This is a genomic window from Demequina sp. NBRC 110051 (assembly GCF_002090055.1).
Taxonomy (GTDB): domain Bacteria; phylum Actinomycetota; class Actinomycetes; order Actinomycetales; family Demequinaceae; genus Demequina.
Window position 1 is genome coordinate 116,459 of the sequence record NZ_BBRH01000015.1, and the last position, 9,343, is coordinate 125,801.

18 protein-coding genes are annotated in these 9,343 nt (G+C 65.7%); all 18 read right to left on the minus strand.

What is annotated here, in order from left to right:
* Positions 1-71: 71 nt before the first annotated feature.
* Positions 72-878, minus strand: a complete 807-nt coding sequence (gene map / locus B7K20_RS09600; RefSeq protein WP_255372765.1) for a type I methionyl aminopeptidase — start codon at positions 876-878, stop codon at positions 72-74.
* A 1-nt stretch (position 879) separates the two neighbouring features.
* Positions 880-1,446, minus strand: a complete 567-nt coding sequence (locus B7K20_RS09605; protein ID WP_084102314.1) for an adenylate kinase — start codon at positions 1,444-1,446, stop codon at positions 880-882.
* Entirely contained in the window at positions 1,446-2,744 is a 1,299-nt protein-coding gene (gene secY / locus B7K20_RS09610) for a preprotein translocase subunit SecY (RefSeq protein ID WP_084102315.1), read from the minus strand. The genes B7K20_RS09605 and secY overlap by 1 nt, the downstream gene beginning before the upstream one ends.
* A gap of 82 nt (positions 2,745-2,826) precedes the next feature.
* The gene (gene rplO, locus B7K20_RS09615; RefSeq protein ID WP_084102316.1) at positions 2,827-3,495 is read right to left on the minus strand and encodes a 50S ribosomal protein L15; all 669 of its coding nucleotides are present in this window, start codon (positions 3,493-3,495) and stop codon (positions 2,827-2,829) included.
* Positions 3,495-3,677, minus strand: coding sequence for a 50S ribosomal protein L30 (gene rpmD / locus B7K20_RS09620; protein ID WP_084102317.1), 183 nt, complete (start codon positions 3,675-3,677; stop codon positions 3,495-3,497). Before rpmD ends, rplO begins: the two co-directional genes overlap by 1 nt.
* Positions 3,677-4,240, minus strand: coding sequence for a 30S ribosomal protein S5 (gene rpsE, locus B7K20_RS09625; RefSeq protein WP_084077271.1), 564 nt, complete (start codon positions 4,238-4,240; stop codon positions 3,677-3,679). Before rpsE ends, rpmD begins: the two co-directional genes overlap by 1 nt.
* A 23-nt stretch (positions 4,241-4,263) precedes the next feature.
* Entirely contained in the window at positions 4,264-4,635 is a 372-nt protein-coding gene (gene rplR, locus B7K20_RS09630; RefSeq protein ID WP_084102318.1) for a 50S ribosomal protein L18, read from the minus strand.
* A 2-nt stretch (positions 4,636-4,637) separates the two neighbouring features.
* On the minus strand, positions 4,638-5,174 hold the full coding sequence (gene rplF / locus B7K20_RS09635) for a 50S ribosomal protein L6 (protein ID WP_084102319.1): 537 nt from the start codon (positions 5,172-5,174) through the stop codon (positions 4,638-4,640).
* Between the two features lie 18 nt (positions 5,175-5,192).
* Positions 5,193-5,591: a 30S ribosomal protein S8 gene (rpsH, locus tag B7K20_RS09640; RefSeq protein ID WP_084102320.1), complete on the minus strand. Its 399-nt coding sequence runs from the start codon at positions 5,589-5,591 to the stop codon at positions 5,193-5,195.
* 63 nt (positions 5,592-5,654) lie between these two features.
* On the minus strand, positions 5,655-5,840 hold the full coding sequence (locus tag B7K20_RS09645; RefSeq protein WP_062069937.1) for a type Z 30S ribosomal protein S14: 186 nt from the start codon (positions 5,838-5,840) through the stop codon (positions 5,655-5,657).
* A gap of 2 nt (positions 5,841-5,842) precedes the next feature.
* Complete coding sequence (gene rplE / locus B7K20_RS09650) at positions 5,843-6,403, minus strand: 50S ribosomal protein L5 (RefSeq protein WP_084102321.1); 561 nt, start codon at positions 6,401-6,403, stop codon at positions 5,843-5,845.
* A complete protein-coding gene (gene rplX, locus B7K20_RS09655) occupies positions 6,400-6,741 on the minus strand; it encodes a 50S ribosomal protein L24 (protein ID WP_084102322.1) in 342 nt (113 codons plus the stop codon). Before rplX ends, rplE begins: the two co-directional genes overlap by 4 nt.
* On the minus strand, positions 6,741-7,115 hold the full coding sequence (gene rplN, locus B7K20_RS09660; RefSeq protein ID WP_084102323.1) for a 50S ribosomal protein L14: 375 nt from the start codon (positions 7,113-7,115) through the stop codon (positions 6,741-6,743). Before rplN ends, rplX begins: the two co-directional genes overlap by 1 nt.
* Before the next feature lie 61 nt (positions 7,116-7,176).
* Positions 7,177-7,464 (minus strand): 30S ribosomal protein S17, encoded by a 288-nt coding sequence (gene rpsQ, locus B7K20_RS09665; protein ID WP_084077278.1) that lies wholly within the window; start codon positions 7,462-7,464, stop codon positions 7,177-7,179.
* Between the two features lie 16 nt (positions 7,465-7,480).
* Positions 7,481-7,723, minus strand: coding sequence for a 50S ribosomal protein L29 (rpmC, locus tag B7K20_RS09670; RefSeq protein ID WP_084102324.1), 243 nt, complete (start codon positions 7,721-7,723; stop codon positions 7,481-7,483).
* Positions 7,723-8,142 (minus strand): 50S ribosomal protein L16, encoded by a 420-nt coding sequence (rplP, locus tag B7K20_RS09675; protein WP_084102325.1) that lies wholly within the window; start codon positions 8,140-8,142, stop codon positions 7,723-7,725. Before rplP ends, rpmC begins: the two co-directional genes overlap by 1 nt.
* Positions 8,143-8,147: 5 nt before the next feature.
* Positions 8,148-8,951, minus strand: coding sequence for a 30S ribosomal protein S3 (gene rpsC / locus B7K20_RS09680; RefSeq protein WP_084102326.1), 804 nt, complete (start codon positions 8,949-8,951; stop codon positions 8,148-8,150).
* A complete protein-coding gene (rplV, locus tag B7K20_RS09685) occupies positions 8,951-9,322 on the minus strand; it encodes a 50S ribosomal protein L22 (protein ID WP_084102327.1) in 372 nt (123 codons plus the stop codon). The genes rpsC and rplV overlap by 1 nt, the downstream gene beginning before the upstream one ends.
* Between the last annotated feature and the right edge of the window lie 21 nt (positions 9,323-9,343).

A 9,343-nucleotide genomic window follows, 5' to 3' on the forward strand; every position in this document is an offset into this window, starting at 1 on the left:
CATGGCGTCCGTGTCACAGTCGCATTTCACCGCGTGCAATACGTCACACTCGGGGTGTCTGAGCGGGGACGTTAAGGCGCGACGGGGGTCACTCCGTGCGACGCGAGGCCCGCGCGACCACCGTCCGAGGCCGTGAGGACCCAGATGCCGTCGTCGTGGATCGCGACGGAGTGCTCCCAGTGGGCACCCCTGCTGCCGTCCGCGGACACCACGGTCCAGTCGTCCTCCAGCACACGGGAGTCACCCGTGCCACGCACGAACATCGGCTCGATCGCGAGACACATCCCCGCCTTGACGCGAGGATGGCGGCCACGAGTGCGGTAGTTCTGGACATCGGGAGCCTGGTGCATGGCGGTTCCGATGCCGTGCCCCACATAACCCTCGAGCGGATACACGCCAGCGGCATCGGCGACGTCCTCGATCGCAGCCGAGACCTCGTCGAGACGGGAGGCGGAGGCCAGAGCGGCAATGCCCGCCCACATCGACCGTCGGGTCGCCTCGACGAGACGGGCGTCGGCATCGCCCGCGGTGCCGACAATGAACGACAGCGCCGAGTCGCCATGCCAGCCCTCGACGATCGCGCCGCAGTCGATCGACACCACATCGCCGTCCTGGAGCACCCGATCGCCTGGGATGCCGTGGACGATCTCGTCGTTGATCGAGACGCACGCCACGGCGGGAAAGCCGTGGTAGCCCAGGAAGTTCGACGTCGCGCCCTCAGCGGAGATCACCGCGGCGGCCGCATCGTTGATGTCGCCCGTCGTGGCACCCACCACGGCCGCGGACTTGGCGGCCGCAAGGGCCTTCTCGACGACGAGTCCCGCGCGGGCCATGACCCGCATCTGCTCGCGGGTCTTGTATTCGATGCGGGACGACACCTTAGTGAGACTCGACCGCAGCGACGATGCGGTCGGTCACCTCGCCGACCTCGCCGAGACCGTCGACCTGGACGAGCAGCCCGCGACCCTCGTAGAACGCGGTCAGCGGCGCGGTCTGGGTCGCGTAGACCTCGAGACGCTTGCGGATCACCGGCTCGGTGTCGTCGGCACGGCCTTCGATCTCGGCACGCTTGAGGAGGCGCTTGGTGACGGCATCCGAGTCGGCGGTGATCTCGATCGCCACGTCGAGTGTGACACCGAGGTCGTTCAGCATGCTGTCGAGCTCGACGGCCTGCTCGGGGTTGCGCGGGTAGCCGTCGAGCAGGAAGCCGTCGGCCACGTCGTCCTGCGCCAGGCGGTCACGCACCATGGCGTTGGTGACCTCGTCGGGCACCAGTGCGCCGGCGGACATGTACTCCTGAGCCTTGCGGCCCAGGGCGGTCTCGCCCTTGACGTTGGCGCGGAAGATGTCGCCAGTGGAGATCGCGGGGATGCCATAGCGCTCGGCGAGCAATGCCGCCTGAGTGCCCTTGCCGGCACCGGGAGGGCCGAGGAGAACGGTACGCATTATCGGAGGAACCCTTCGTAGCTGTGCTGCTCAAGCTGCGACTGGATGCGCTTGACGGTGTCAAGACCGACACCCACGAGGATCAGCACCGACGCCCCACCGAAGGGGATCGACGTGCCCAGCCCCAGGGCGACGAACACGATCGTCGGCAGCAGCGCCACCAGCGCGAGGTAAATCGACCCCGCAGCGGTAATGCGCGACAGCACATAGGACAGGAAGTCGGCGGTCGGCTGGCCCGGACGGATGCCGGGGATGAAGCCGCCGTACTTCTTCATGTTGTCGGCCACGTCGTCCGGGTTGAACGTGATGGCCGTGTAGAAGTACGCGAAGAAGATGATCAACGTCACGTACAGCGCGATGTTCAGGGGGGAGCCGGGGTTCGCCACGTGGTTTTGGAGCCACACCACCCAGTCGGCGGGGTCGTTGCCGGAGAACTGCACGATCACCGTGGGCAACGTCAGCAGCGACGAGGCGAAGATGACGGGGATGATGCCCGCCATGTTGATCTTCATCGGAATGTAGGTCGACGAACCGCCCAGAGTGCGACGGCCCACCACACGCTTGGCGTACTGCACCGGGATGCGGCGCTGGGACTGTTCGACGAACACGACGGCGGCGATGATCGCGAGCACCAGGATCGCCACCAGCACGGTGTTGCGCACGCCGTCCGACGAGTTCCAGATGGTCGACACTGCGCCGGGGAACGACGCGGCGATCGACGTGAAGATCAGCAGCGACATGCCGTTGCCGACGCCGCGCTCCGTGATGCGTTCACCGAGCCACATGACCAGGACCGTACCGGTGGTCATCGTGAGGATCATGACGGCGATCGTGTACCACGAGTCATTCGGGATGATCGGGACGGCGCAGCCGGGGAAGAACACGTCGTTGCGCGCGAGCGTGATGTACGAGGCGGACTGCAACGCTGCGAATCCGACCGTGATGTAGCGCGTGTACTGCGTGAGCTTCGCCTGGCCCTCCGGGCCCTCCTTGTAGAGGGTCTCGAAGCGCGGGATGAGCACGCGCAGCAACTGCACCATGATCGACGCGGTGATGTACGGCATGATGCCGAGCGCGAAGATCGAAAGTTGGAGTAGGGCTCCGCCTGAGAACAGGTCGAGGATCTGGAAGGCGCTGTTCGTGGTCGTCTGATTCGCGCACAGCTGCACGTTCTCGTAGTTGATTCCCGGCGTCGGGATGGCCACGCCCGCACGATAAATCGCGATGATTCCGAGCGTGATCAGGAGCTTCTTGCGCAGATCCGGCGTACGGAACGCGTTGAGGAAGCCTCTCAGCATTGATCCTCCACTAGTGGGGTCCGGGACGATGCCCGGGTGAGCGTAGGGCGGGCCGCACCGTGGTGCGGCCCGCCCCTAGACTCTAGCCCTCGTTGACCGAGCCGCCTGCGGCCTCGATCTTGGTCTTCGCGGACTGCGAAACCTTATCCGCGTCCACGACCGTCACCTTGACGGAGATCTCGCCCTCGCCCAGCACCTTGACGGGCTGGTTCTTGCGGACGGCTCCCTTGGCGACGAGCTCGGCCTTGGTGATCTCTCCACCCTTGGGGAAGAGCTCGCCGAGCTGACCCACGTTGACGACCTGGAAGGTCACCTTGTTGGGGTTCTTGAAGCCGGGCAGCTTCGGAATGCGCATGTGGATGGGCGTCTGACCACCCTCGAAGCGCTCCGGAACCTGGTAGCGAGCGCCGGTGCCCTTGGTACCGCGACCGGCGGTCTTACCCTTCGATGCCTCACCACGACCCACGCGGGTCTTCTTGGTGTGTGCACCCTGCGCGGGGCGCAGGTGGTGCATCTTCAGGGTCGTCACCTTGGCGACGGGCTCGGCGTCGGCCTTCTTCGCGGCCGCCTTCTTGGCGGTCGCCTTCACGGTCGGCTTGTCCTCCGCGGCAGCCTTGGAAGCGGTCGCCTTCTTGGCAGCCGGCTTCTTCTCAGCGGCGGCCTTGGTGGCGGGCTTCTTCGCAGCCGGCTTCTTGGCGGCCGGCTTCTTCTCCTCGGCAGCCTCGGCAGGAGTGTTCTTCTCCTCAGCCATCACTCAACCTCCTCGACGGACACCAGGTGGTTGACCGCCTTGACCATCCCGCGAATTTCGGGACGGTCTTCCTTAACGACGATGTCGCCGATGCGCTTCAGGCCAAGCGACCGCAGGGTCTCGCGGTGCTGGGGCTTGATGCCGATCGTCGACTTCTTCTGCTGAACCTTGAGGCGTGCCATTACTTCACTCCCGCTGCCTGCGCACGGAGCATCGCGGCCGGGGCCACGTCCTCGACGGCCTTGCCGCGACGTGCGGCCACCGCCTCGGGCTGCTCAAGCGACTTCAGGGCCGCCACGGTCGCGTGCACGATGTTGATCGCGTTCGACGAACCGAGCGACTTGGACAGGATGTCGTGGACGCCGGCGCACTCGAGCACGGCGCGCACGGGACCACCCGCGATCACACCGGTACCCGGCGACGCGGGACGCAGGAACACGACGCCCGCAGCGGCCTCACCCTGCACAGCGTGCGGGATGGTGCCCTGGATGCGGGGAACGCGGAAGAAGTTGCGCTTGGCCTCTTCGACACCCTTGGAAATCGCCGCGGGCACCTCCTTGGCCTTGCCGTAACCCACGCCCACGTTGCCTTCGCCATCGCCGACGATCACGAGGGCGGTGAAGCTGAAGCGACGACCACCCTTCACGACCTTGGAGACGCGGTTGATCGTGACGACACGCTCGATGAACTTGTTGTCGGGCTCGTTGCCGCGACGGTTGTCGCGACGGTTGCTGTTGTCAGCCATACGAATACCTCCTGGACCCGGCCCTACAGGGCCAGGCCACCCTCTCGTGCGCCGTCCGCGACCGCGGCCACGCGACCGTGGTACTTGTTGCCTCCGCGGTCGAACACCACGGTGTCGATGCCGGCGGCCTTGGCACGCTCGGCGACCAGGGCGCCCACCTTCGAGGCCTTGGCGGTCTTGTCGCCCTCGTACGCGCGGACATCGGCCTCGAGGGTCGAAGCCGACACGAGCGTCTTGCCGATCGTGTCGTCCACAATCTGCGCCACCATGTGACGCGAGGAGCGAGTGACGACCAGACGGGGACGAGCAGTCGTGCCCGAGATCTTCTTGCGCAGGCGGAAGTGGCGGCGCTTGCGCTGAACCTGCTTCCCCTTGCCCTTGATGCTAATAGCCATGGCTACTTACCCGTCTTTCCGGCCTTGCGGCGAACCTGCTCGCCCGCGTAGCGCACACCCTTGCCCTTGTACGGCTCGGGCTTACGAATCTTGCGGATGTTGGCGGCGACTTCGCCGACCTGCTGCTTGTCGATGCCCGCGACCGAGAACTTGGTCGGGCCCTCGACGGTGAACGTGATGCCAGCCGGCGGCGCGACCACGACGGGGTGCGAGAAGCCGAGCGCGAACTCGAGGTCCGAACCCTTGAGCGCGACGCGGTAACCCGTGCCGACAATCTCGAGCTTCTTCTCGTAACCCTTGGTGACGCCCTCGACCATGTTGGCGATCAGCGTGCGGGTGAGGCCGTGCAGCGACTTCGACAGACGCTCGTCATCGGGGCGCTTGACCTCGATGCCGGTCTCGCCCTGCTCGACGGAAATCGGGGCTGCGACGGTGTGCGACAGGGTGCCCTTGGGGCCCTTCACGCTCACCACGGCGCCGTCGATGGTGACGTCCACTCCGGCGGGAACCGGAACGGGGTACTTGCCAATACGTGACATAAGAGTGCTCCTTTCCGGTTACCAGACGAACGCGACGACTTCGCCGCCGACGCCCTTCTTTTCGGCCTCACGGTCGGTCAGCAGACCGGAGGAGGTGGACAGGATTGCGACACCCAGTCCGCCGAGAACCTTGGGGAGGTTCGTCGACTTCGCGTACACGCGCAGGCCCGGCTTGGACACGCGGCGCACGCCCGCGAGCGAACGCTCACGGTTGGGGCCGTACTTGAGGGTCAGGGTGAGGGTCTTGCCCACCTCGGCGTCGGTGGTCTCCGAGCCGATGATGTAGCCCTCCTGCTCCAGGATCGAGGCGATGCTCGCCTTGAGCTTGGAGTGCGGCATTGCCACGGTCTCGTGGTACGCCGCATTCGCGTTGCGCAGACGCGTCAGCATGTCTGCGATGGGGTCAGTCATCGTCATGAGTTTTGAACTCTTCCTCGCCGTGGTTTCCGCTCATCGGAGCGGACCTGTGGCGTAGTGGTTTTACCAGCTGCTCTTGGTGATGCCGGGAAGCTCACCTGCGTGAGCCATCTCGCGGAAGCACACGCGGCAGAGGCCGAACTTGCGGTACACCGAGTGCGGACGACCGCACTTCTGGCACCGGGTGTAGGCGCGGACGGCGAACTTCTGCTTGCCGGCGGCCTTGTTCTTCAGGGCAGTCTTCGCCATGGTTACTTCTCCTTGAACGGGAAGCCCAGCTGCGTCAGCAGCGAGCGGCCCTCGGCGTCGGTCGTCGCGGTGGTCACCACAGTGATGTCCATGCCGCGGACGCGGTCGATCTTGTCCTGATCGATCTCGTGGAACATCGACTGCTCCGTGAGGCCGAACGTGTAGTTGCCGTTGCCGTCGAACTGCTTCGCGCTGAGTCCACGGAAGTCGCGGATACGCGGCAGGGCGATCGAGATCAGGCGGTCAAGGAACTCCCACATGCGGTCGCCGCGCAGCGTGACGTGGGCGCCGATGGGCTGACCCTCACGCAGCTTGAACTGGGCGATCGACTTGCGGGCAGCGGTCACGGTCGGCTTCTGGCCGGTGATCGCGGTGAGGTCAGCGACGGCACCCTCGATGAGCTTCGAGTCCTTCGCAGCGTCACCGACACCCATGTTGACGACGACCTTGGTCAGTCCGGCAACCTGGTTGATGTTCTCGTGACCGAACTCCTCGCGGAGCTTCGCGATGATCTCGGAGCGGTACTTCTCCTTGAGGCGCGGCTGGGCCGTTGCGGTGGTCATTCGACGTCCTTACCCGAGCGCTTGGCGACACGCACGCGCTTGGTGCGGGTGCGGCCATCCTGCTCGACCTGCTCCGTGCGGAAGCCCACACGGGTGCCCTTCTTGGTCTCCGGGTCGACGAGCATCACGTTCGAGACGTGCAGCGACGCCTCGGTCTGAACGATGCCGCCCTGCTGCTGGTCGCGGCGGGTGCCCGGCTTGATGTGCTTGGTCACACGGTTGACGCCCTCGACGACCACGCGGTCGTTCTCGACGTCGACGGTGAGCACGCGGCCCTGCTGGCCACGGTCACGACCGGTGATGACGACCACGAGGTCGCCCTTCTTGATCTTCGCCATCAGATGACCTCCGGTGCCAGCGAAATGATCTTCATGAACTTGCGGTCACGCAGCTCACGGCCCACGGGGCCGAAGATGCGGGTTCCACGGGGCTCGCCCGACTCCGCGTTCTTGAGGATCACCGCAGCGTTCTCGTCGAACTTGATGTACGAACCGTCGGGACGGCGGCGCTCCTTAGCGGTGCGCACCACCACGGCCTTGACGACATCGCCCTTCTTGACGTTGCCGCCGGGGATGGCGTCCTTGACGGTGGCGACGATGGTGTCGCCAATGCCGGCGTAGCGGCGCTTCGAACCACCGAGCACGCGGATGACAAGGATCTCCTTGGCACCCGTGTTGTCGGCGACTCGCAGCCGCGACTCCTGCTGAATCATGTGTGTCTCCTGTCGTCTGGTTCTCGACCGGTCTTACCCGGCGAGCCTGGTCGAACGTTAGTTACTTGGCCTTCTCGACGATCTCGACCAGACGCCACCGCTTGGACGCGGACAGCGGGCGGGTCTCCATCACGACAACGAGGTCGCCGATACCGGCGGTGTTGAGCTCGTCGTGGGCCTTGATCTTGCTGTTACGACGGATGACCTTGCCGTAGAGGGGGTGCTTGACGCGGTCCTCAACCTCAACGGTGATGGTCTTGTCCATCTTGTCGCTCACCACGTAACCGCGACGCGTCTTGCGGTACGCGCGGTGCTCGGCGGTGGCCGTGCTGTGCTTCTTGGTAGCCATGTGTCCTCGAACTTCCTTACTCGGCCGACGCCGACGGGGCGGTGCGGATGCCGAGCTCGCGCTCACGCAGGATCGTGTAGATGCGGGCGATGTCGCGCTTCACGGCCTTGAGGCGGCCGTGGTTCTCGAGCTGGCCAGTGGCCGACTGGAAGCGCAGGTTGAACAGCTCTTCCTTGGCCTTACGCAGCTCCTCCACGAGGCGCTCGTCCTCCATGGCGTCGAGCTCACCGGGCATCAGGCTCTTGGTGCCGATAGCCATCAGATGTCACCACCCTCACGGGTCACGAAACGGGTCTTCATGGGCAGCTTGTGCTGCGCACGGCGCATGGCCTCGCGGGCCAGCTCCTCCGGCACGCCGGCGAGCTCGAACATCACGCGTCCGGGCTTCACGTTGGCCACCCACCACTCGGGCGAACCCTTACCGGAGCCCATGCGGACCTCGGCAGGCTTCTTGGTCAGCGGACGGTCGGGGTAGATGTTGATCCACACCTTTCCACCACGCTTGATGTGACGGGTCATGGCGATACGAGCCGCCTCGATCTGGCGGTTCGTGACATACGCGGGCTCGAGAGCCTGGATGCCGAAGTCGCCGAACGTCACCTGGGTACCGCCGGTCGCCATACCCGAACGCTTCGGGTGGTGCTGCTTGCGGTACTTCACACGACGGGGAATAAGCATGCTGCTTAAGCCTCCTTCTTCGCCTCGGCCGGAGCCTCGGCTGCGGGAGCCTCGGACGAGCCGGAGGCGGACTGCTGCTGGCGCGGGCCACCGTCACGACGGGGGCCGCGGCCGTCACGGCGGCCACGCTGGGGACGGGGGGCCTTCGCCTGCTCGGCGGCCCACTCCTTCTCCGTCATGTCGCCCTTGTAGATCCACACCTTGACACCGATGATGCCGAAGGTGGTCTTGGCCTCGAAGAAGCCGTAGTCGATGTTCGCGCGGAGCGTGTGCAGGGGCACACGGCCCTCGCGGTAGAACTCCGAGCGCGACATTTCGGCGCCACCGAGACGGCCCGAGCACTGGACACGGATGCCCTTGGCACCGGCGCGCAGCGCGGACTGGATGCCCTTGCGCATGGCGCGACGGAACGCGACACGCGACGCGAGCTGCTCGGCAATGCCCTGGGCGACGAGCTGGGCGTCGACCTCGGCGTTCTTCACCTCGAGGATGTTGAGCTGGACCTGCTTGCCGGTCAGCTTCTCGAGGTTGGAGCGCAGCTTGTCGGCCTCCGCACCGCGACGGCCGATGACGATGCCCGGACGGGCGGTGTGCAGGTCGACACGGACACGCTCACGCGTGCGCTCGATCTCGACCTTGGACACGCCGGCGCGCTCGAGGCCCTGCGACATGAGCTTGCGGATCTTGACGTCCTCGTCCACGTAGTCGCGGTAGCGCTCGCCCTTCTTGGTCGAGTCCGCGAACCAGCGCGAGCGGTGGTCGGTGGTGATCCCCAGGCGGTAGCCGTGCGGGTTGATCTTCTGACCCATTACTTGGCCCCTTCCTTGACGGCGGCGGGCTGAGCGACGACCACGGTGATGTGGCTCGTGCGCTTCAGGATCCGGTTGGCACGACCCTGAGCGCGCGGCTGAATGCGCTTCATGGTCGGACCCTCGTCCACCGTGATCGACTGGATAACGAGCTCACGCTCGTCGAAACGCTCACCAGCGGCTTCGGCCTTGACCCGCGCATTGGCGATCGCCGAAGCGATGAGCTTGCGCACATCCTCGGCGACGGCCTGGGGCTGGAACTTCAGCGAGGCGATGGCCTCGACTGCGTTCATCCCGCGGACCAGGTTCACGACGCGGCGAGCCTTCTGGGCGGTCACGCGAACGTATCGCGTCTGCGCCTTGGCTTCCATCAGTAACTCCTCTTACCTACG

What these genes read in the sequence shown, in the direction of transcription:
- B7K20_RS09605 (WP_084102314.1), bottom strand. Translation starts at nt 1,446, where the DNA reads ATGCGTACCGTTCTCCTCGGCCCTCCCGGTGCCGGCAAGGGCACTCAG.
- secY (WP_084102315.1), bottom strand. Translation starts at nt 2,744, where the DNA reads ATGCTGAGAGGCTTCCTCAACGCGTTCCGTACGCCGGATCTGCGCAAG.
- rplO (WP_084102316.1), bottom strand. Translation starts at nt 3,495, where the DNA reads ATGGCTGAGGAGAAGAACACTCCTGCCGAGGCTGCCGAGGAGAAGAAG.
- rpmD (WP_084102317.1), bottom strand. Translation starts at nt 3,677, where the DNA reads ATGGCACGCCTCAAGGTTCAGCAGAAGAAGTCGACGATCGGCATCAAG.
- rpsE (WP_084077271.1), bottom strand. Translation starts at nt 4,240, where the DNA reads ATGGCTGACAACAGCAACCGTCGCGACAACCGTCGCGGCAACGAGCCC.
- rplR (WP_084102318.1), bottom strand. Translation starts at nt 4,635, where the DNA reads ATGGCTATTAGCATCAAGGGCAAGGGGAAGCAGGTTCAGCGCAAGCGC.
- rplF (WP_084102319.1), bottom strand. Translation starts at nt 5,174, where the DNA reads ATGTCACGTATTGGCAAGTACCCCGTTCCGGTTCCCGCCGGAGTGGAC.
- rpsH (WP_084102320.1), bottom strand. Translation starts at nt 5,591, where the DNA reads ATGACGATGACTGACCCCATCGCAGACATGCTGACGCGTCTGCGCAAC.
- B7K20_RS09645 (WP_062069937.1), bottom strand. Translation starts at nt 5,840, where the DNA reads ATGGCGAAGACTGCCCTGAAGAACAAGGCCGCCGGCAAGCAGAAGTTC.
- rplE (WP_084102321.1), bottom strand. Translation starts at nt 6,403, where the DNA reads ATGACCACCGCAACGGCCCAGCCGCGCCTCAAGGAGAAGTACCGCTCC.
- rplX (WP_084102322.1), bottom strand. Translation starts at nt 6,741, where the DNA reads ATGGCGAAGATCAAGAAGGGCGACCTCGTGGTCGTCATCACCGGTCGT.
- rplN (WP_084102323.1), bottom strand. Translation starts at nt 7,115, where the DNA reads ATGATTCAGCAGGAGTCGCGGCTGCGAGTCGCCGACAACACGGGTGCC.
- rpsQ (WP_084077278.1), bottom strand. Translation starts at nt 7,464, where the DNA reads ATGGCTACCAAGAAGCACAGCACGGCCACCGCCGAGCACCGCGCGTAC.
- rpmC (WP_084102324.1), bottom strand. Translation starts at nt 7,723, where the DNA reads ATGGCTATCGGCACCAAGAGCCTGATGCCCGGTGAGCTCGACGCCATG.
- rplP (WP_084102325.1), bottom strand. Translation starts at nt 8,142, where the DNA reads ATGCTTATTCCCCGTCGTGTGAAGTACCGCAAGCAGCACCACCCGAAG.
- rpsC (WP_084102326.1), bottom strand. Translation starts at nt 8,951, where the DNA reads ATGGGTCAGAAGATCAACCCGCACGGCTACCGCCTGGGGATCACCACC.
- rplV (WP_084102327.1), bottom strand. Translation starts at nt 9,322, where the DNA reads ATGGAAGCCAAGGCGCAGACGCGATACGTTCGCGTGACCGCCCAGAAG.